We start from the raw sequence: 23,317 nt of genomic DNA on the forward strand, positions 1-23,317 counted from the left end.
GTTAAAAAATGAATACCTGCATTCAACTTCAATATGCCAGCCATAGCTGCCTTGCTTGTAAGATTATTAATCTTCATGCCGAAAGATTATTAATCTTCACGCTGTAAGATTAATAATCTTACAAGCGATGCAGCCATATTGCGAAAAGACCCAAGCTTACTTGTCAGCGTGACACTGTCAACAGGAATGACACCGGAAGTATGTATCCATAAAAATGTACAATTGCATACCGTTCAAAGTATAAGTACATGTTTTTACTACACTTGTACAAGTAAACTGCTGATATTCATATCAAACTCATCAATACTCGTCCTCGTTGAAGAAATTGTTTCATCCTTATTTTCAATCTATTGTCTAAACTATATTGTTGTTTAGACAAACAAACCACGCTATCTAAAGCGGTCAAAGGCAAAGATAATGATTTTGAGACAAACAAATAATATTCACGATCTTTTATTTATTAACGACTATTTTCTCTTTATATCCAATAAATCCAAAATATCCTTTGTTAATTTAGAAAGAGGCCTATCTTCATACTCAGCATCCATCAAATGTCTACCCCATATAAAATCATACACTTGGCGAGGGTGATATCCAGCACCTTGAAAACTTTCCACCAAAGCTTTTCTCGCATAAGCATCATAAGCCATAGATTTATCAATTAGTTCCTTTACATAATCAGTATGCTTGTTGTATACATCTTTTAGCCCTAATACTTTTTCATTTATTTCTTCTGCAATGTCATTCCCTGAAAAATCTAATTTGATTTCTTTTTCCGTCAACTTATATATTTGAGATTTCGTAAGTTGACCTCCTCTTTTATCTGTTATAACAAACTTCCTTCCAAAAGCCCTAGAATAAGGATTTAAACCGATATTCTCCTCAGATTTCACATGGTTACAAGAATGACAAGCAGGAATAAGATTATAAAATGATAAACAAAAAAGCGGATAGATAGTTTTCGAATAAAAATGATCTAATTCCGGTCTCTCTGCTGTTCGTCCTTTAAAAGTATATATAAACTGTCTATTACAATATGGACATGTTTTTATATTTAATTTGTTCACCAAATCGTGCCCATATTTATTAGATAAAGTCTCGTAATATCTCACTAAGATATTAGATAATGCTCTCAATAATATAATGTCTCCTATTTTTTTCGTTTCCCATTTTTCTATTTGTGAATCCATAGAAGCAGGGCTAATCAATATGATATCATTAAGGTGTTGCCACCAATAATATAGTTTTCTCACACAAGCTTTTCTATGTTTTCTATTTTTGGCATATACAGAAATCTGACATAAACATTCGTATCTCAATTTGTGAGCATACGAAGCAAAATACAGTCTTTTATTAGATGACAATTTTATATATGGACGACAAGGATCATTAAAGAATTTCATTACCATGCCAAGCCATTCATCAGCAATCAGATTTACATATCTACCTCTCCTAATATCTATCATTGTACGTAAAATGAATAATGCATATTATATAATTTCATTAATTGTTCTCTTAGGTATGGTTCACCAACTCTCATAATATTTGAATAGAACCAATCCCGAAGTTCTCGATTGTTAGGATCCAATTTATATCCATTAAGTCTTTCAAATAGTTCGTTGATCTTATCGTAGGCAAACTCTCCCATTGGTAAGGATGGCAGGAAGAATCCATTCTTTAATAATCCATGAATATTAGATCCAAATGTATTCTCTTGAATCTTTCTAATTGCGGGTTTACCATCCTTTAAAAACAGAACATTACAAATTGGAATATCTGACAAGATAAATGGAGAATGAGTAACAAATATAACATTAACTCTTTTTATGTGATTAAAATCTATCTTTTGCAATTTTTCCACCAACATTTTTACTACTAGCCGTTGATATTCCGGATGAAAATACAATTCTATTTCTTCAAAAATCACATTTACGTTTTCGTATGATCTTTTTTTGTCTATTACAGAATCTATATTTCTCAAATGATAAATCAATGCCCCAAAATTATTTAATAACTGCTTTTCTCCTGAACTTAAATACTTATATGGAATATATGTATTCTCATCTTGTATAGAGTGAAAGAGAATTTCTGACTTATAAATAGGAGGAGGCAATAATTCTAACGGGAAAAGGTCTTTCTTATAATAAGATTTTAAATCATCAAAATTTACAACAAAGCCATATTCATATTCATATTCTTTTTTAAATTTCTGTTGCAGATTCACATTAGAAAGAATCTCAAAAACATTATTTTTACTCTTATTCAGTTGATCAATAAAATTCAAACACTGACGCAACTTTAAAGTAACATGTGTTTTATCTGCTTTAATTTGCTTTACAACATCATCAATAACAGAATTATCAAAAACGAACCCAATATTATTCCAACCTGAATCTTTACCATTAATAAAATCTCGATATTCCGGATAGATTGCACATATACTTATAGTCTTATAAACAATATAATGCTGACAACGCTCAATATCATCAAGTATCTCATATTCTTTAGTAAGAATATCAATAGAGAACCCCCAGCTTCGTATTACCTCATATATGAACCTAACTCTTTTCAATTGTTGAATATTCATCTTGTCATATTTTTTATATTTGGTTGCAAACTGCTTATACGAAGCACCTTTATCAACAATATTACTTAATTTTTTCAAAGCATTCAAAAGTAGCCTCAAATCACTATTGCTTGAATACACCTGACGTTTATTACGCATCCATTCATAAAATATCTGCAAGAAATCTTTATATGATAAGTCCGTATTCATATAGGAATATTGATCTTTCTCTCCGATTAATAAATCAAGACACTCTTTTATGGGACCTAATATATTACTTAAAGCACCTTTAATCATCATATCATCAGCGTTTTTCCTCAATTCTTCTATATGGTTAATCTGCTTTGATAATAATGAACAAGATTTATTATCCTTAAAATATTGAACAACAGTTATTTCTTGAAGTTTTGAATATCCCAAATCGGTCAATTGTAGAAATTCAGCCTCCTTATTACCTATTCTTCTAAATGAACCGTCATTTTCTCTAGGATTAGGCTCCTGAATATACAAAGCCATCAGTCTCTGCATAGTTAATTCAACTTCCTTATTAATATCAATATTTCCCTCATATCTATATGGATGAATTGTTATTGGGGTTCTATAACCATCATTCTTATGAAATAAGTAATGTAGCCAACATTTCTTACAATCTTCCTCTGATTGTACTTTATCAGACCATTCTTCTCTAAAATCCCTTGTATTATATGCATAATGAGAATAGTTAGACACAATAGTATAAAACAACTCATTCATTCTACTGACGCTTTTAACTGGAGTCATTATTTTATTCCATTGTCGTACATCAGAGTCACTCATATCAGCACATTTCCACAGACTTGCATAGTTATCTTCTTTTGCCTCTTTTATACAATATACCACATTATCAAGTAAATAATACAACTCGGCTTTCACTCCATCTATTTGCAATAAGTTATCTTTATCTGCCAGTCTATAGTGTTTTGCGCAGTTATTAATCAAGCGCATTACCAACTCCATCAATGTACTCTTGCCATCACCATTCATACCAACCACAGCAGAAATATTTATCTGCAAAGTTGAAGTAGCGTCTAATGAGAAAAAATCATCTGGCAATAGTCTTATATATTCATCGCGAAGACATATACTATCATCAGTAATGTAGTAGTCATTATTAAAGTAATACATTTTACCGACACTCAAACATTTACATACCGACTTACGACATCCTTCCAATACTTTAACAGCTATTAATTTAAACATTTTGCAATAATTTAATTACCTATATTCTCCTTCTTATTATATATAACAAAAACAGCCTTTAGAAAGTATAATTTCTTTTTTACCATCAAATTTAGAGATATCTGCTTCTTCTTCACATTTATAAAAAGATCGCACTTCAAACCCCATATTTTTTGACAGTTCATCCATTCTTTTATATTTTATCCAAAGGATATATGGATCATTCATAAATTTGAACAACATATATTCTGTTGCTATATTCAAGCTATCATCTTCATTAAAATACAATACTATTAGCCCCTTCAGAGTTTCAACAAAATTATTTACGTCAATATAGGGAATCTTACTATTCATAGAGATAGACAAACCTTTATTTAAGCTAGGAACATAATGTCTAGTAAATATATGACAAAAAGTATATATATTAATAACAAAATCAAACTCTTTAATTTTAAAGATTAAACATCGCTTATTATTCTCTTCAAATAACAATTTAGACTTATAATATATATAAAAAAATATGCCATAACAGTACCTTTCACGTGAATTATATTCATCTTCTGATGAACAAACACTTTTTAATTCTTTCAATTTCTGATAAAGCATGGGGCAATGATTGATAAATATGGCCCATTACGTTCTTCTATTTGCTTTTTCCATATTGATAAATATTTATCAAAAAAAGCATGATCCTTACGTATTTCCTCATCCATCAATTTACCATGCGGTCCCATTATTGGCCCTTCAAATTTATCAATATCTTCTCCATATGTCAGGACTATATTAAAAAATATATACTCTTGTGCCTCAGTCTCCTCATATAAATCAAAAGCAGGCTTACCTTGTTCATTATAAGATACACGCATCCATCCAAACAAATAATCTTTTTCATGTGGTTTAAGGCGTTTAAATTCTTTCTTTTGATTCAAATATTTATAGAGATATCTTTTTACTGCAATTCTATGATCAAAGCCTTTAGATACTAATTGTTTATTTGTGTATAACATAATATTAATATTTAAAAGTAACTAAAAAAGGATATATATAAATTATTATAAAAAATAATAGCATCATTCTATACATTATATTCAATTTCCGAATCAGCAGCTATTGTGGGAGTTTCATATTTTTCTTTGTAATAGCTCACCTTTCTATCTTCCAAGAAAATAAAAGAAAGTGTATATACTAATGACTCCAAAGTCTGCTGACGAACTCTAGGTTTCAACTGACATTCCCAAATGGTAATACAATGCCATCCCATAGATGCTAATTGGCGTTGTTCTTCCACATCTCGTTTTCGATTCCTTTCGATTTTAGCACTCCAAAACTCCACATTCGTTTTAGGAAGGACAAAATACTTGCATTCTTGATGCCCATGCCAAAAACATCCATTCACAAAAATCACAGTTCTATATTTGTGCAATACAATATCCGGATGTCCTGGAAGTCGAGGATGATTCAATCTATATCTAAATCCACGACTAAACAAGAACTTTCGCACCAACAATTCCGGCTTTGTATCCTTACATTTTATAGCTGACATACAACGATGTCTCTGTTCTTTGTTTAATTTGTCCATGCCAATATAGAAAACTTACATATCAATTGTCTGTCATATTCGATCAAAGAATCCTTCGTATTCTTCATCAATTATTTTCCACTCTCCCATTTTACGTCCACCTATACGAGTAATCTTCCCTGACTCTTGAAGTCGTTTAAGATATTTCTGAACCTGACGTGCAGATAACCCCATACTCTCAGCCATCTGCGCAGCACTGATTTGTGGGTTTTGTGAAATTAGCTTATAAATCTGACGACCTGCTTTTACGAACTCTTTTGCGAACTTTGATTCTTCTTTTACGAACTCTTTTACGACCACTTCTCCAGACTCTTTTACGAACTCTTGTATCAAAGGAATGCCATTGGGTGTTATTTCTCCAACAACTTCATTCTCAAAATTCAAGTTCCATAGCGTTACATGAAACTCAGAAGCATTAGAAACAAATTCTGGAGTATGATAATTTAAAAGATGAATATATTTATTATATGCATCAATAATCTTCTTCATTCCGCTTCCACGACGTTCCATTAACCCCAAGCGATTAAAAAAGTCTGCAAGTAACGGATTCCGTCTTTTGGATGGTACTTTCATAGGATCTAGCTGCTGAATAAGTCTTCCATCCATCATTCCTCCTGGAGAATATACTTCTAAACGGTCATCATACATGTCAATATGTATTTCACTTCCCACCTGTAAGTAATCACGATGGATGATTGCATTCGCTATCGCTTCTGTTACCGCACGTTCAGGATAATCTGGCTGTTCTTCACGATAATCTTTCTCCTTCCACCATTTCTTATGAGAGTTATTTCTCACAAAAGACACAGCATCTTGCAATTGGCCAATCACACAACCTTCCAATTCAACATCATCAATCGCTTCCCCCAAACCACTAGTCATATCCAAACCGTTCCAACGTGTACAGAAAATACGGGACTGTCGTATAGGAGATTCATCTGCCAACAACGCTCCGGCATTTGTCAAATTGCCGTTTTCATCTATGATGCCCCATGATACGAACTCGCTGTCATCAAACGAACGTTGCAGCCGTTTGTAATGGACAGATCTGAGTTTTGAGAAAGCCATATCCTCAAATCTATAATTGGATGGCAAACTATCATAAGTACGTCCGGATCCTTTCAAAACAAGGGCTTTCAGTTGAATACGATCTGCCGTAACCGACTCGTTTCCTACGCGCACAAAGGCCAATCGCTGCTTGTCTCCAATGTAGTAATATGGTGTTTCCTGTCCTGGATACACATGCAGCAATATTAGTCTCTTTCCATCAATCTCTTTGTATTCAAGATTGACCACAGGCACTGGGTCAAGTTTGGTCTTTATCTCCTCACTGATTCTTTCTGCATCACTTTCGGCATTCGCAAGCCCCACGACCTCATCATCATCACTTATGCCAAATATCAATGTACCACCTTCACCATTAGCAAAAGCAGACACGCTCTTAAGCCAGCTTTTAGGCCGCTTGATTTCAAGCATTTGTTTTTTATCATATGATGTAGCTTCACCAATAAATGACTTAATACCTAATTCCATAATAATTTTCTGTTTTTTTTATTTCCAACAATACTATATGAAATACCTATAATCATAAGTCCTACCATCGTAATGCCCTAACAAGTTCCCAACTTGGGCTAATGTATTGGAGGTATCAATTGTTGCAGGAAATTTAGTATAAAAATTAAAAGAGTTCCAATTCATTTTCGTAAAACCAAGAATCTCTTTAACTATTGTCTGCATTGAGCCATTACCATGATATTTAATTATTCTCAAAGGCGAAGGTATACCTCGCCCTCCTGGATAATAATTTCTGTTGGGCTTTACTGAGTCTATAGTTCCATGTGTCCATAATAAGCATTCATATTTAGAAACCGCAAAACAAATTCCTCTCATTACAGGAAAAGAAGCATTAGCAGGATAACCATGCTGTATATATTGGTCTATACATTTAACCTTATCTTCCATTGTTATTGTTATTAAATCAACATCTTTTATGCCAGAATGAGATAAAGCATCAGTTATACCTTTCACCTCCTCGTCTTTAAATGGAGTTCTTTTATGAACAACAACTCTCTTAGGCATCCTGTCCATAGATTTTACAAATAATTCTTGAATGCTAACACCCAATTTATAAGCCTCTTCATAGGATAGGTAAGGATTGTTTTTTCTGTCCAAAATGGGATTGTCTACTTTAGACAATTTGTATCTTAGACCTTGGCCTTTTGAATTATATATATGACTACACCCTACAACAATATTTGGTTTACCTTTTGCATCATGTCTTACACTATATCCAATACCAGCATAGGCTGTCTCTGTATTCAGATCTGACAAAGCCCATGGAGTTCTCATTGATTTGACAAACAAAGCTAATGAAAGCCACCAATATATCTGATTCTTCATATATGTATTAGATATAGTTTTTTCCTCTACAAATTGTGTGGTAAATCCATTTTGAGCCGCATATGCCTTAATATAATTATGTAAGTCAAATGTTTCACCGTTATTTTTAAAGAAGCGATGTTTTTCCCATGAATTTGGAATAAAAATTACAATAATAATATCTGGATTATTATTGGATAACTTATGAGCAAACTTACATATATTTTGTGCTAAATTCACAGAATCATTTTGCGTCTCATTACATTTAACCCATAAATTAGAATTAACGGCAGGTATATCTAACGAAGTTGCATAAATTTGCTCAAAACCGATATATGGTTGTACATAATCAGTTCCAGAAACAGTAACATTTCCATTCAAACCATTAAGGAATTCCCGGAACTGAAATGTATGAGTAATCGGACAAATTACACCAATTTTAACATTAGTATTAAAATTAGAATGAAATTCATAATCATAGGGATTATTTTGAAGCAATCCTCTCATTGGATTTGTATCTTGGATTATTTTTCGAGATACCTTACTACAAAAATCAAGATTTGGCTCAGATATATATATCCCTGAGTATACTATTTTATTGTTTGTAAACTGAGTCTGAGATATGAGACCTTTATCTGTATAATCAACTGCAACAAGTCCTCTATTATTACTTATTTTAAAATTGAAATTATAACCACTATTTAATGGATAATCAAATGTACGCTTACTGCCATTAAAAAGAATTCGCTCCCAACTAGAAATAAGCTCATCGTACTTGATATTGTGTTTTTTGTCAAGATATTCAGACATTAGATTTTTACGCCTGTCACAATTTATATGCTCATCTTTAAAATACAATGTTGGAACAATAGACATAAGAGCATAATTCTTATCATCCAAAAACACTATATCTATTTTAATTGCTTCATATACACCTTTATAATTTTCAAACTGACGTGTTCTATCCCAAATCAAACGTTTGGATATAACAGCATCTTTGCCACAACAAGAAGAAAGGCCCAAAATCAAAGTTTTGATTATAACAGATTTTAGCGCATGGTTTTCCTTCAATTCTTTAATTGATAATGGGAGACGAGATATATTATCTTCTTTAAGACAATCAAAGAATGCTTGGTGTATATGTTCTGAATAGCCAAAAGCAAATACTTTACCCTTATAAGGAACAGCAACAATATCCATTCCTTTAATCCTATTTCTAAGAAAATTCCATTGAGTTTCATTCTGAGGGAAAGAAATCTCGAAAGTAAATATATCATAAGGAATAGAAATCGGATATAGATTTGTTTTAATACATCCACCAATATTCAAATTATGCAAAGCAAATGGCGTAATAGGAATATCTGTATTTATATCTTCTAATATCTTATGAATTTCTTGATATTTATCTTGCTCATCATTATATGTAGAAAGTAGTATAGATATCATTGTCTTATCAAAACCATCGGTTTCAACAAATACAGCATCTCTTCCTGCATTCCTAGCTACAGTAAGTAAACCCTTAATGTCTTCATTTATAAATGAGCCATATCCACACCAATATAAACGACCTGCTCCCGGACGACTAAAAGCTTCAGTCAATGCCTTCATCAAAGACTTATCTCTTCCACTGTACCCAATTACAATTAAATTTTTATCAACAAAGTATTCTTTAAGTCTATTTTTAAATGTATCCTGTTGAGAATCTAATTCTGTTGCAGTATTTTTAAGTGTCGAATATTTATAATCTCCATGCAAAGCTATACACAATAATTCATGAGTATTTTCTTGTCGATAAATATCATCTGGATTATCAAGTGTTACATTTATTGGGGTGATATTTGCCTTATGTGCAGCCCTTACTACTAATCCATCAAAATTAGTAGTCCATACTGATTTTAAGGCTCCATATTTATGTAATAAACACAAAAGCTTATAACCAATATTCGGATTCTTATCAAAACACAAGTTCTCAAAATATCTTGTTCTATCACCAGACAGTGGAAATGCTTTTTCTGCATAGAAAACATATTCTCTATCTGATTTCTCTTTTGGGAAACCACCTTGTTCATCAATCCATGCCTGAATTCTTTTTCTACAACAATCAGTATGGATATCAAGAAATGATGTACATGCTGGATTATTTGTTACATAAATAAGTTTCTTCCAATCCCATATACAGTCTTCTGCAGATTGAACACCAGAAGATATTGATGCACCAGCTCCTAATAAGAAGGCAAAAGAAGCATTCTTATTTTGTTTAAAAGACCTTAAAAAAGCATCGAAATCCATTCTTAATAGTTTTTCTTCCATCTTCTAAATCTTTTATTCGTATAAATCTGCCATCTGTTTGTTAGATATCAATTCTCCTGGCTGCATTTTACTTCGATATATAGGGATCCATTTCTCTCCTAACGAAATGTAAGTAGAAAGATTTAATTTTAAGCATATATTACCATCCCTTGTACCCAAATATACTTTCTCCACTTTATAATAGCCGTCAATATCTCCGCCAACCATAGGTAAAAAATATCTAATATCCATTACATTAATAGAAGTAGGTATCTTTTCCATTGTATAAGTCTTCGCAACATGATTGTAGAAATTTGCATAATCCGAATCTGTTCTCCGAACTAAACCAGTCAGAACATCCTTAACCTCAGGTTTTGGTAATTTATCAAGAGTGCCGACATTATCCACACTTTCAATTTGGAATTCATTATCAAGCATGAAAGGGTTACTAACATGAAAATGAGTATGCAGTGCATCTAATAATTCTTTGTTTTGAATAATCTCCTTTCCGACAGTTTCAGATTTAATACCAAGTGATTTCCATATACCGCTATCTTCATCTTTCATCAAAGCAAGAACCAAATAATTACTATCTGTCTTCGGGCGATACAGTTTTCCATTCAAGCGCTGAAAATTATCCTGGATAAACTGATAACAATCCATACCGTCACGCGGTTGTAAAGTTCTGAATGTATATAGTCTGTTTAGAGTATCTTGAATCTTACTTCTGAATTCCTTACGTACATATTCTCTCCATGCAGTTTGAGAACTTTTGTTATTACGACCATACAAGGACACTATATATAAGAAATTCACATCATAATGGCACAACAAAAGAGTGTCACGATCAAATAACCTGTTTTCAAACTGGCGATTCAACTGGACACCACCTTCTTGAGACTTCAGTTCCTTATCATCAAACGACAAGAATCTGGCTCCGCCACTTCGTCTATTCGGGATTCTTGCACTAATGAAAAAGTTAGGAATAGGATTATATCCCTCTGTCAACGTATCCCTTAACTGCGGATGCTCACCTATTCCATCACCGTCCAAAAACAGGTTCATATTCCATTGTATGACATTTCTCGCATAAGTATATTGCTTGTAAACAGACTTTTCACCGAGCAATGTCCTGTCGTTTTTGGAACGCTTATAATATTTGCTGTCACCTATGTAGTAAGTCAGGTCTGCAGGCAAGTCAGACTGCTCAATAAGCCCCTGTCCTATAAACATATGGTCAACCAATTTCCCGTCTTTCTGTTCAGTCAGCTCCTTAGGCAGTTCCTGCTTATCATTACCTCCGACAAGAGTATCAATCATCACTTCAAAAATGTGATCGAAATCTTTGGCAAGCAAAAAGTCTTCAGCCTGCCTATTCATGGATATTTTATATTCCCTATCAAAAAAAGCATAACACAAATCCCATATTCTTAAAGCCTTATCCGAAAAGTATTTGTATTTAATCTGTTTCAGCCGTCTGCATCCCAAATTCTTCTTTATATATGTATTCTTTAGCTTTTCGGGACTTATAAGCTGGTAATGTATGTTTATTTCAAAAGAAAAACCGTGTGTTTCACATATATAATTCAGTATAGAGAAATAGATGACCAACAGTTCCTCGTCAAAATTAACCATCTTCTTCCTGTTCACAGGTTCAACGTAAACAGGAGTTCCATTCTGAATAAAAGCTTGTGATGACGCAATAGTCTTGCTCCAATTGATTCTGTTATACCCAGAATGCACATTTTTTGCGATAAATGTAAAGTAGTCCTGATTGTCCCTGTTAAAGTCACGGAGCGCAATTATCACATCAAGCAAAGTGTTGTGTTTCTGCTTCCGACCTCTGCTTTCTGTCTGATATTCCCTAGTTTCAAGGATATTATCATTATGTGTCTGCTTGTACACGCTGATTGTCCTGTAAACCCATATTGAAAGCGTGGAAAGAAACTCCTTGTATTCCTTGCATCCGTCTTCTGTAAACTTGAATTTTATTTTGTCCGATTCAAAGTCAATGATTTCCTGAGGTGACGCACCGAATATTGTATCATCACCGTTCTCTTCATTCTGCTCACCGGTCAGTACCACTTTGGGGAGAAAGAAAATTACATCTTTTGCCGCTTTGCTATAACAATACCCTACATACCCAAAGGCGTATCTGTCTTCCTTAACCGGAACGGACACTACATCCTTGAGCACATCTCTCACAGTCAGACCATCTCTAATGATGTCATCCAAACTATACGGGTATCCTTCGATGAACAGCAACATAAGAATTACATAGTTTGATTTTCTGTTCCATTAACTGTTTCTGCATTAGCGTTAGTCCTATCTTCATCAGATTTCTTAAGAAGATAATTCATCATTCCGAGCAATTTACTATTACCGTCTTCACCATATAAATCCGAAAATTGCACCTCATCGGTCTCACTTGTTCGGAAGATATCTCCTTCCCCGTCCTTGCACACGTCATTCCACAAATAAAACAGAATTTTATTCCGCAGCAAATTCGCAGTTATCACACCATCTGTAGGGTTGACGAAATAATCTCCGAGCATCTTATCCTCAGAATGAGTGGCGTCAAATATTCTCCTATTAACCTCTTTCTGGAATGCAACCCATGAATACTTATTCTGCTCATCGATTTCTATTTTCCATCCGGTATTCTTATACTTGATAGGCTCATATTCCCAATCCCAACGACGCTTGAATGCACTGTCAATGGGGAACAAACTTTGGTCAGAAGTATTCATTGTAGCCCAAATGTAGAGATTATTTGGAAGAAGTAATATCTCTCCATTCAATACTTTATCTACTATATTCTGTTCTTTATATAACGAATTGATTTTATCTGCTTGCTTTATAGTTTTTCCTTTAAACACTTTTGCAAGTTGTTTCTTCATATCTTTATCAGCATTGATATAATAATCAGAAAAGCCATCGCTATTACGGTCAAGCAGTTGAAATAAGTCACCAAAAATCTGTGCGCAATTACCACGATTGATTTCTTCAATAATTAAATATTGGTTTTGTGGGGTTCCGTCTTGTGCATCTGCATAAAATTCCCAAGCTCGAACGTAAGCCTGAAAAAATGCTTGTTCAACGAACTCATAGATAATTTGTTCCTTATGTAGAACTGTAGAACCAATTTTCATAGGTTGCCCAAGTTCGTCACAAATAGGAAGAAGTCCAATAGTTGGCTTGTAAGTCCCAACAAAGGTCGAGTAATCGCTATCGGGATGAAACGTAGTACGAATTACACTTTCCCCTTCTGTTTGTTCTTTTATTGTATGCGACTTACCTGTTCCTGGGGCTCCGTAGTATATCTGTTGAAGCGATTTTTTATTCGATTTCTGTTTTCTATTATGCGTAGAAGTTGACTTGAGGAATGGCCAAGTGTAATCATTTACATCAAAAGGAATTGGAATGTCGAATTTTACATAAGCGCAGTCCTTCCATAACATATATGACAATCCTTTTGTCATTGGCCATGTGTCATCACAGCTATTTCTATAAAACCAACCAGCCCAAAATTCTTTATCATCGCTCTTTAAAATAAAAACGACAATTGGATTATTCTTATCATCATAAGAATCAGCCGGGAATCCACTTCTCTCATTTTTCCATATTTCTATTCGGTTTTCGTTATTCTGCTCTCTAAGTGAATTTGAAGAATCCCTTCTTGAAGATATGACTTCTTCTTGTTGAGTTCGTCCTAACGAAAGGCTATTTACTTTGAAAGTCCACTCATAGCCATTGGCATTTTGAGTCCCTTCTTTTTCAAAGAAATCCTTAAAATCATCATCACTGATGCTACCTTTAGGAAAGTCAATATATGTTTGACTTCCCCCACCCGGTGAATTAATGGTATTTGTAATAGCCTTAAATTCATTGGGAGTTAATTTTCTAAAAATCAAAGACTCAACATTCATACTCTGCATTCTTGTGTAAATATATAAGATACTCTGTTAATTCTAATCCCTTTTTACTATTGTTACTTCGAAAACGTTTATAACGGATCTCCGAAAGTTCAACAGTCCCATATTGACGTAAAAAAGTCAACAAATCATTTATAGATAACAAACCGTCTTCACTATAACTAATAAAGATGTCATTGCAATGAATATTATTAATAATAGTATCAAATGAACTACGGATTTTCACCTTTGAACAAAAATTGGAATATTGATCACGCCAAGGCCGCAATCCACTTTCTCCTATTGCTTCTGGTTCATCTTCTCTTGCAATGGTTTCAAGAATATGATAATTTGCCGCATACTGTCTTTTAATGTATGGAGGATCTATATAACATATATCGGCATATAATTCAGCTGCAATTTCTTCGGCATATCCTTTTCTGATTTCATGATTATTTATATTTTCATCTGGGTCAAAAAATGTGGGCATCAAACTTATTTTATCTTCCGCACGCTTGACAAAATGAGATAAATAATGTCCATATGTTCCTGCAATATTTGCGACATCATTTGCTGCCATAATTAGATCATGCAGCAAAAGAGAATGTTCAATGTTAGTTATAAGGCCTTTTGCATGCCAGTCCTTTATCATACTCCTTATTACATCAATTTTAGAAGCATTTTCTGATGTAAAGTACTTACGCGGTTTGCAACCCGCAGACGGGTTGCCACTTGGAGAATACTCTTTTGTAAAAAAACCAGGATTAGAAGATAACGAATTGAGGTATTCTAGAACACTTTGATAACCATTATCTAATCTTAGTACAGAGGACAATACTTGAAACTTTGGCTCTTTATTAAGAAGCAAATTTACAACAAGATGATGATATGAATATGTCATTACATCAGAAGCAATAACTCTATATCCATGTTTCCGTAATGCAAGAGAAAATAGTCCTGTTCCTGCCATTAAGTCTATGACAGAATGCGCAGCAGGACAGCGTTGACGAAATATGTCAATCAATGTTTCTGCTAATTTATCTTTTGATCCAATATACCTATATCCCATTATTAAATATATCTTTTACAGATACCTTTAAAAGTCTTTTAAATGGTATCATTTGTTGAACCTCGTTGATCGCTTTGTATATTATACCATAATCTGTTTCGTTAATTCCGAAAAGTTTTGCTATTTGATATTCTATTTTTGCATCCGCATCAATAGAAAAATTATCCGTATTAATTTTATTCTCTTGTACTAACTTCGTTATTTGAATAAGACAAGCTCTTGTTTCTAAGTTGTTCGTGTCAATATTAGGGAATGGTAAAGAAGCAACAGCTTTCTGTGAAAGATATGCATGAGTTTTCCAGCCATTACATCCCATGGACTTAATAATATAATAAGTTATTATTCGTGAATTTAAAACGGCAATAATTACTTCATTCGTTATCATAGGATCAATGTCTTCTCTACGTTTTATTATGTATACAACTTGGTTCGTTAAGCAATCGCTATAGTCAATGCCAGCGGTAATACCGACACCTGTTTTCCTAACAAGTATCTTTGAACCTTCATATAGCCGAACATCTTTGTAGTTAATGCCAGGAATATCCGTTTTTATATATTTCTTAGCATTTATACCAAAGCGATATACATCTTCACCTACAATAATCTTCTTATAACCATTCAACGATTTGCTGGATATGATTTCTGTTGCAAGAAAAGTAGATTTTTTCCCGCTATAATGGCAATGAGGACACTTGATAATACCATCAGTTTTTACTTTAGGCTCCGGGAACCATTCATGACAACTTGAACATTGTAGCACTATTCCTTTTTTGGATATTTCAACACCTCGTTGACTCTTAGTTATGTCACCAATCTTTGGACAATTATTTAATATCTTCGTAAGATTAACATCATTTTGTTTAATATCAGTAAAGAATGAGTATTCATTAATAACCATCACTTTTGACGGTATCTTACACAAACAGAGATTGATCGCACTTTCTAATGAAATTACATTACTAATAACTTTCTTTTTTATATCGTTGGATAAATGAGCGCATGAAATAGAATGTCTATTGTTACATACACGTTTTATTCCAAAGATTAAAGATACTGCAATATTGATATTAGGAAAAATTCCTTCTCCTAATCTTACTATTTGTTTAATTGTCGTGTTCTTTAAAAGGAATTCTCTAATAGGTCTATGCTCCTCACTGTATATTGTATCAGGAACAATAAATCCAAAAACACCATTAACATTAAGAATTCGTACACATAATTCTATGAACAGGTCATAAATATCATATTGACCTTTTGCCATTTCAAAATCATTTGAAAGCTGGTCATAAATGGTTTTATCTACTCCCCATGGAGGATTACAGACTATAAAATCTATTCCATTAGGAAAATATCTCTTTGAAAGTTTAGACCATCCTTCAAAACTCCCCATTGATTCATACGGATAAAGTGCATCACATTTAATAAAAACACTATTTTCTGAAATACCTGAGAAAATACTTTTTGAGTGATTAATGGCTTTCTCCTCTATATCAATTCCAACAAAACAATTTGATATCCCTTTTCTTTTAGATAATGAATTGAATGCATTTAATAATGCACTTTCACCAGTTGCCGGATCCAAAACAACATATCTTTTACTTTTGTCAATTCTGGACAATGACAAAGTTGCTTTTGCAAGATATTCTGCAAGAGCGGCTGGTGTGTAAAATGCACCAAGTGATTTTTGTTCTTCAAGACTATATTCCGCAACTTTAACCATTATTTTCTGATAGTTAAACTGTAGTTATTCTATATCATAATTAAAGTCAGCCTCAATGAGGTCTTTAATATCCACTTTGAGCAGTTGGGCGATTTCGACAAACTGAGCCATAGATGGCTGCACCTTATTGGTCTTCCATCGTGAGACAGTCATATCTGTAACCCCCATCTGCTCTGCCAGCCAACGATTGGTTATTTCTTTTTCAGCTAAAATTACACGCAATCGGTTTGAGCATTCTATTTTTGCCATATTGCTTCATATTACATGATTAACAGCACAAAGTTAAACATAAAAAGATAATCATCAAAACATACTGATATAAATATCAGTTTATGAAATGCAATACGAGATCATTAGTACTGTCTTATCTATTTCGTCCACGTGATTTACTACTTCTCATTACTACTATTATAGCTGTTTTTAAACACCTCTTCCGATACGCTTCTTCCTCCTCATCCGGCCTGCGGCCGTCCCAGCGAAGATCGGAGTCGGAATTGCCGCCACCTCCGCCACCGGAAGAAATTGCAGCAGGTGTTCCTCCGGCAAGAGCATCGGCAATGGCGAATATCTTTGAGCGGAGAGAAGGGTTAGCAAGTTGGTCAAGCATTGTTTCCAATGTTGATTTCAAGCCATCATTGTTCTCAATAAGCGTTTTGACCTCCTTTCGTAACTGATACAGTTCTCCATAATCCGCCAGGACATTGCGTTGGGCGGCTTCGACCTGCCTGGCTACATCATTTCTGTATAGGGATTCTATCTTCCGGACAATTTCGGTAAACTGCTTGGAGATAGACCGATTCTGACGCTCAATCCATTTGTCCGTACCGAACAATGGTACTTTCTCTGTAATTTGCGGTGGCGTGAAATCAACTTTGTGGTTGCGAAATGGCTGTATAACAGAACGAGCTTTCGCCGCATCCTTTGTCAATTATTCCAATTCATGCTCCTTTGCATGAAGTTTATTGGATTTGTCTTCAAGTCTTTCCTGATACTCGGCAATGAGTTTCTGTATGTCCGCCTTCTGCACTTCATACCTGTCAAGAGTTATTTTGCCGGACGCGAGAGCTTCATCGATTTCTTTAAGCCGGTTCCTGCCGGCAAGCATTTCCCGTTCAAGTTTCCGTATCATTGTCTGCAGTCCCTTGACTGCTTTTTCCGCCTGTTTTGCCTTGTAGGTTAGTTTAGACAAACTCCGTTTTTTAAGCGAAAATCTGCAATTTAGACAAACTGCACCATATAACACCATAAAACACCATAAAACACCAGCGCGACAAACAAATCATATTTGTTTATCGCGCTGATATTTAATTGTTTTGCTATCCAGAAGGCTATTAATACTCGTCCTCGTTGAAGAAGAAATCTTCTTTGCTAGGATAATCGGGCCAAATGTCTTCGATACTTTCGTAGATTTCGCCTTCATCTTCCATTTCCTGTAAATTTTCAATCACTTCCATAGGAGCACCCGAACGCATTGCGTAATCAATCAGCTCATCTTTTGTAGCAGGCCATGGTGCATCTTCCAATTTTGAGGCCAATTCCAATGTCCAATACATAGTATTTCAGTTTATAAAGTTTTACATTCACATTATCGGGGCACAAAAGTATAACAATTTATGTCATTTGCAACTCTTATCCCAATAAATTTCATCATGGTGTGTTAATTGATTTAACTTTCGTGATAGAACAAACAAATAATCCGATAAACGATTGACAAACTGTTTCACATTTCTGGCTATCTCAAAACCTGTTTCTGCTTCTTCCAGTGCCCAAATACAACGTTCTGCACGACGACATACCGTACGGCATACATGACAGGTAGAAGCTGCATACGAACCGCCAGGCAAGATAAACCCACGAAGCGGAGGCAGAGAAACATCTAAGGTATCAATGGCTTCTTCCAGCCGGGTAATGTTTTCATCCGTAATCTGAGATACAGGCGACAAATCAGTCTTCGAAGTCTCTGTCGCCAAATAAGCTCCCAAAACGAAAAGTTTATGTTGCACGAATTGCAACAAAGATTTGTCTGTACCTTCTTCCATCTGCGAGACTAGACACCCTATCTGCGCATTGAGCTCATCAACAGTGCCGTATGCTTCAAGTCGAATATGCGTTTTCGGAACTCGTACACCTCCTATCAACGAAGTCGTTCCATCATCGCCTGTACGCGTATAGACCATACTTTTCTTCATAGCATCTCTGTTGTATTAAGTTAAAGAAAATTGACAATACGATGTTCTTTCACCCGTTTCTTATCAAAGAAAACCAAACCGATGTCATACAAATCGAATGTGACTCCCGTACGGGTATCTGCAATCGTCTGCTTCCACCATCGTTTTTTCTCACGAGTAGCATACGGTGCGCCTACAATGATGCACGTACGGTCGGTAACCATAGGCAGCAACCGCTCAAATGCTTCTTTATAATAAGGTGTATGTCCGATGTGTATCAGGTCAGCAAACGGTCTGCCTGTCAATGCCTCGTCAAGCAAGCGGAGTACATTTCCTGTCCGGTAATCCACTAACGGATACGCAGAAAGGACATGTTTTATTCTTGCCTTGTCTTGTCTTTCCTCATCAATCGTAAAGAGAGGGACATGCTTTGCCTCTGCCATATAGCGAGTATCCAGTCCGCACCCTGTCCCTATTTCCAGCATTGATGCCGGCTGCAGATAATTGACCAACCGGAACAGCAACCGGTCGGTTTTTTCACGATAATGGAACAGTTGGTCTTTCTCATCCTCCCGGCTATAGTGCAAAAGCTGAAAAGCATAATAAGGCATCTTTTCATAAATGACCGATGTAATCAGAAAAAAATCGGAAGGTGAATGTACACCATATCCGCACCGGTGCCGGAACCGGCAACACCAATTCCATATCCGCAAGCATAGGTCGGACATCTTCATAACGTATCACGCATTATAAAGACAAGGGGCATAAAGGCACCGAAAGTCCATTACCTCTGTGTCTCCATGCCCCTGTGCCGTTCATTTGTCAACACGGACTTATTCGCGTGCGCCCAGTTTGTCATTCAGATAAAGAACACCGGCATAGTCGTTACATTTTTTCAATTTGTCGACAATACCCTGTGCGGTAGCTTCTTCTTCCACTTGTTCGCGGACATAGCCCCACAAGAAATCCTGAGAAGCTTTGTCTTTTTCTGCCGAAGCTACATTTACCAGATTGTCAATCAACTCAGATACGTGACATTCGTGGTTGTACACATGTTCGAATACTTCCAATACGCTGCCCCAGCCTTGCGGAACGACATCGATTTTGTCTACTTTGGCAGCACCGCCGCGTTTTGCGATATAGTCTGCCAAATCGTATGCATGTTGCAACTCTTCTTGCGATTGTTTACGCATCCAGTTGGCAAAGCCATCGAAACCTTCTTTCTGCAAATAGAAAGACATAGAAAGATACAGGTTAGAAGACCACATTTCTGCTGTGATCTGTTCGTTCATCGCGTTTTGTAATTTTTCTGAAATCATAGTCGTATTATTTTTTAATTATTAAATGCAAGAGATAAATACATTATGAGTTTCTACAAAAGAAATGCCAGAACCCACATCGTGCCAAATTGTCATTTCGGATGAAAAGGCTGGAGCATCTGCTTCTTCCCCCAAAAATAGGGAGAAACTCCCACACGATCAATACACCAAGCTATACCAAATGAGCCTGTCACCGTTAATATCATCGCCACGAAAAGAAAACAAAAACCGGTTTCGTCGAACATAAACAATGGTACCAATCCTTTCGAAAGCATAGTAAACACAGGAGAGAAGACCAACAATGCCAGCGTATGCCTCCCTACATAGTCGGAAACACGCCTGATACCAGCAGGTATAACCGTATAGAGGCTCAAGAGTACACTCGCCACAAGGTACACAATGGCAACACCCCCCAAAGTGAAACGATTCAGATTCGCCATATCAGCACTCAGCCACACCAAAGGGACCAATGCCCATACAGAAGGACAGAAAAAAGATGTAAATGTCATGCCCGAACGGCGCAAAGCAACTCCAGCCAGGAAATACAAGGCATTAGGTAATGACACAAGTTGACAGGCATCTGCCAGAACGGCATATCCCGTACCTAATACGACCAGACGAGACATAAGCCTCATCTTCTCTGCCCAATGAAATACACCATAATATATTAGCCCGCACAACAGGTAGGTATGCAGATACCAATAGGGTCCCATCGGATGAAGGAATAATTTCTCCAGCATCAGTCCTACACTCAGGCAATCCACCTTATCACGGACAGGAAGCACCGCCGACATCACCACATATCCCGTTTCCATCACCATGTAAGGGACAAATATCCATGCCATCGCCCTCAGGAATTCACTTGGCCGTTTCTCAATTTGCATCAGGTACCCCGACAAAATCAAGAATACCGGCATGTGAAACGTGTATACCCATTGCTTCGCCAACGGATATTTTTCACTGAAGAACACCAGGTGGAAGGCTATCATCAGCAAGATGCAGACACACTTCAGGTAATCGATTTCTCCGATACGTTTTCCGTTCATGATATTTGAGACTTTTTTATTTGAAAGACCAAAAATACGGAAATAAATCATACGATGTAAAAAAAGTACCCACTAAAACGCACCTATATGCATAGGTCTACGCACATAAGTGCGCAAGAACATGCAAGTATCTCCACCAGTCGATGGTATCGTATGTAAAGGCGGCATTCATAAAAAGAAATGCCACACTGTTTTCTGATGAAAGTCTATTAAGAAAACAGTGTGGCAAAACAAAAGACAGGTCAATCAACAGAAGAAAAGCTATTGTTAAAAGCCATGATGGGCCAGCTTGCTCTGATTCATGTCAAAATCAAAACTCATCCCTTTAAAACCGGGAAGTGATGTCTGACCTTCGCCTTCGCCCAACAAGATTTCTGCAGCATGAAAATCGAACTTCATATTGCCGGATTTTACAGCATAAGCAGCAGTATTGCCAGCCTCAACTTTTACTTCTACCAGCAAAGGCTGAGCTTCTTCTTCGGTAGATGAAGGAAGGGTCACGGATAATTTCAAAGATTCGGGATGCATGACAAATACCACACTATCCTTATTGGCAGTCAGTGTCGGTTCGTACCCGATTTTATAATTGACATCACCTACTGCTTCTACAATTTGGTCTGCCAATGCTTCATCTCCGACAACCGAAAGTACAATGTCTTTAATGGGGAAATTGGTAAAACTGATGGTATCATCGGCCACACTGGCAGAAACATCGGTTCCGGCAGGAGTCTCTTCACCTTCTCCGGTATCTTCTCCTTCCAGCGGATTGACACTGCTCATTACCACTTTACCCGTATAATCGCCGAACATGGCATCTGTTGTCACTTCATCGGGTACCTGTGGAGTGTTTTCATCATCGCTGCAAGCCGAGAAGCTTATAGCACATCCCATTAATAACATTGAAACAAAAACTCGTACAGGTTTAATTACTTTTTTCATTTTTCTACGGTTTAAAAATTAATTAATACAGTTTATCTACGACTTCCTTGCAATCGTTTCGCGCAGTAAATGCAAAAGCGCCTTAAATCTTGCACGGCTCAATTGTTAAACAATGTTTCATTGCTGGAAGTCAAATCATTAGACTCCCCTTTTCACAAAGAAAACTCATTTTGCAAATTGAGTTTCCATCCCAACCCTAGAAGCAATATGTTTCATAACAAACAATAATTGGATTCAGGTTTATTAACATATCCATGCGCAGTATTTCCCGTCCGATTGCTTTATCCTGAAAACAAGAGTTACCATTGATATACAATTATGGATGAGCATACGCGTAAAAGAATTATAGCCTTTACTTCACAATCGGTCAAACAATATGGTATCCGCGCTGTACGTATGGACATCATAGCCCAGCACACAAATGTGTCCAAACGTACCATATATCAAGTATTTGCAACCAAAGACAATTTGATAAATACTTGCTTGGAAGCCTATTCAGGCCGTATGCAAAACCGGTTTCAGCTCATAGCATACAATAATCCCGATCCGTTGGCATGCCTTTGGGAAACATGCAAGGCATACATAGAGAACCTGTATAAAGGGGAATGCATTTTCTGGTTGGATATCTATCGGCATTATCAAGGGATATACCTTGCTATTAACCAAATATGGTGGAACGAACTGAAAAAAAGTATTGCAGCATGCCAGTCAACCCACCGCATCCAGGCAAGCTTGGATACGGATATTTTTCTCCGTTCATTTACGGAATTGCTATACAATGCACGACTCGCGGAATGTGCTCCGGAAATGCTTCACTATGCAGCTTCCCTTATGCTAAAAGGAGTAATAGTTCCACAAGCCGGAAACCCCACCGTCAAGTTAGAAGTGCAACTCCGCCACCGCCTTCCTCCGTCCTTGGAGCGTAGCGGAAAGGGCGGAGGAAGGCGGTGGAAGCCGGGCTTCGGGTCATCCGGCAATACAAAATAAAAAAGGGAGACCGCCGTCTCCCACGGATTAATTACTTTTGTATTGTCTATGAAGTATAAGCACTTAACCCGTGAGCAAAGGTACGCAATTTACCTGGGACGACAAAAGGGTGAGACTCTGGAAA

At 36.0% G+C, this 23,317-nt stretch carries 19 protein-coding genes and 1 pseudogene; 1 reads left to right on the plus strand and 19 read right to left on the minus strand.

From position 1 onward, the window contains the following. Positions 1–467: 467 nt before the first annotated feature. From B5F78_RS03680 to B5F78_RS03770, 19 genes and pseudogenes are all read right to left on the minus strand, one after another. The gene (locus B5F78_RS03680; protein WP_087406048.1) at positions 468–1,466 is read right to left on the minus strand and encodes a hypothetical protein; all 999 of its coding nucleotides are present in this window, start codon (positions 1,464–1,466) and stop codon (positions 468–470) included. After that, the gene (locus tag B5F78_RS03685; RefSeq protein ID WP_239473430.1) at positions 1,463–3,805 is read right to left on the minus strand and encodes an AAA family ATPase; all 2,343 of its coding nucleotides are present in this window, start codon (positions 3,803–3,805) and stop codon (positions 1,463–1,465) included. The genes B5F78_RS03680 and B5F78_RS03685 overlap by 4 nt, the downstream gene beginning before the upstream one ends. A 36-nt stretch (positions 3,806–3,841) precedes the next feature. Next, on the minus strand, positions 3,842–4,390 hold the full coding sequence (locus B5F78_RS03690; protein ID WP_087406049.1) for a hypothetical protein: 549 nt from the start codon (positions 4,388–4,390) through the stop codon (positions 3,842–3,844). Beyond that, positions 4,372–4,791 (minus strand): hypothetical protein, encoded by a 420-nt coding sequence (locus B5F78_RS03695; RefSeq protein ID WP_087406050.1) that lies wholly within the window; start codon positions 4,789–4,791, stop codon positions 4,372–4,374. Before B5F78_RS03695 ends, B5F78_RS03690 begins: the two co-directional genes overlap by 19 nt. Positions 4,792–4,859: 68 nt before the next feature. Next, positions 4,860–5,363, minus strand: a complete 504-nt coding sequence (locus tag B5F78_RS03700) for a very short patch repair endonuclease (RefSeq protein WP_087406051.1) — start codon at positions 5,361–5,363, stop codon at positions 4,860–4,862. Between the two features lie 33 nt (positions 5,364–5,396). Next, positions 5,397–6,896, minus strand: a complete 1,500-nt coding sequence (locus tag B5F78_RS03705; protein WP_087406052.1) for an AlbA family DNA-binding domain-containing protein — start codon at positions 6,894–6,896, stop codon at positions 5,397–5,399. A gap of 33 nt (positions 6,897–6,929) precedes the next feature. Continuing rightward, a complete protein-coding gene (locus B5F78_RS03710) occupies positions 6,930–10,052 on the minus strand; it encodes an SIR2 family protein (RefSeq protein ID WP_087406053.1) in 3,123 nt (1,040 codons plus the stop codon). Positions 10,053–10,064: 12 nt separating this feature from the next. Then, the gene (locus tag B5F78_RS03715; RefSeq protein ID WP_087406054.1) at positions 10,065–12,299 is read right to left on the minus strand and encodes an LlaJI family restriction endonuclease; all 2,235 of its coding nucleotides are present in this window, start codon (positions 12,297–12,299) and stop codon (positions 10,065–10,067) included. A gap of 5 nt (positions 12,300–12,304) precedes the next feature. Continuing rightward, complete coding sequence (locus B5F78_RS03720) at positions 12,305–13,960, minus strand: hypothetical protein (RefSeq protein ID WP_087406055.1); 1,656 nt, start codon at positions 13,958–13,960, stop codon at positions 12,305–12,307. After that, positions 13,950–15,014: a DNA adenine methylase gene (locus tag B5F78_RS03725; protein ID WP_087406056.1), complete on the minus strand. Its 1,065-nt coding sequence runs from the start codon at positions 15,012–15,014 to the stop codon at positions 13,950–13,952. Before B5F78_RS03725 ends, B5F78_RS03720 begins: the two co-directional genes overlap by 11 nt. Then, on the minus strand, positions 15,004–16,734 hold the full coding sequence (locus B5F78_RS03730; RefSeq protein WP_087406057.1) for an N-6 DNA methylase: 1,731 nt from the start codon (positions 16,732–16,734) through the stop codon (positions 15,004–15,006). Before B5F78_RS03730 ends, B5F78_RS03725 begins: the two co-directional genes overlap by 11 nt. Before the next feature lie 24 nt (positions 16,735–16,758). Next, positions 16,759–16,983 carry a helix-turn-helix transcriptional regulator gene (locus B5F78_RS03735; RefSeq protein ID WP_027291200.1) on the minus strand — a complete coding sequence of 75 codons (225 nt, stop codon included), beginning with the start codon at positions 16,981–16,983 and terminating at the stop codon, positions 16,759–16,761. 115 nt (positions 16,984–17,098) lie between these two features. Continuing rightward, a pseudogene (locus B5F78_RS03740) lies at positions 17,099–17,935 on the minus strand (MobV family relaxase); the annotation flags it as partial. 130 nt (positions 17,936–18,065) lie between these two features. After that, positions 18,066–18,287: a DUF2795 domain-containing protein gene (locus B5F78_RS03745; protein ID WP_013618052.1), complete on the minus strand. Its 222-nt coding sequence runs from the start codon at positions 18,285–18,287 to the stop codon at positions 18,066–18,068. Between the two features lie 63 nt (positions 18,288–18,350). Beyond that, positions 18,351–18,923 (minus strand): cob(I)yrinic acid a,c-diamide adenosyltransferase, encoded by a 573-nt coding sequence (locus B5F78_RS03750; protein WP_087406058.1) that lies wholly within the window; start codon positions 18,921–18,923, stop codon positions 18,351–18,353. A 20-nt stretch (positions 18,924–18,943) separates the two neighbouring features. Continuing rightward, complete coding sequence (locus B5F78_RS03755) at positions 18,944–19,630, minus strand: O-methyltransferase (protein WP_164470535.1); 687 nt, start codon at positions 19,628–19,630, stop codon at positions 18,944–18,946. A 105-nt stretch (positions 19,631–19,735) separates the two neighbouring features. Beyond that, a complete protein-coding gene (locus B5F78_RS03760) occupies positions 19,736–20,221 on the minus strand; it encodes a ferritin (protein WP_022039090.1) in 486 nt (161 codons plus the stop codon). 92 nt (positions 20,222–20,313) lie between these two features. Further along, entirely contained in the window at positions 20,314–21,267 is a 954-nt protein-coding gene (locus B5F78_RS03765; RefSeq protein ID WP_087406059.1) for an acyltransferase family protein, read from the minus strand. Positions 21,268–21,534: 267 nt separating this feature from the next. After that, positions 21,535–22,206, minus strand: a complete 672-nt coding sequence (locus B5F78_RS03770; protein WP_087406060.1) for a DUF4840 domain-containing protein — start codon at positions 22,204–22,206, stop codon at positions 21,535–21,537. A gap of 318 nt (positions 22,207–22,524) precedes the next feature. Here B5F78_RS03770 and B5F78_RS03775 point away from each other — a divergent pair, with 318 nt between their 5' ends. Further along, entirely contained in the window at positions 22,525–23,193 is a 669-nt protein-coding gene (locus B5F78_RS03775; protein ID WP_087406061.1) for a TetR/AcrR family transcriptional regulator, read from the plus strand. Positions 23,194–23,317: the final 124 nt, after the last annotated feature.

The organism is Bacteroides sp. An279 (assembly GCF_002159615.1).
In the GTDB taxonomy this organism is placed as follows: domain Bacteria; phylum Bacteroidota; class Bacteroidia; order Bacteroidales; family Bacteroidaceae; genus Phocaeicola; species Phocaeicola intestinalis.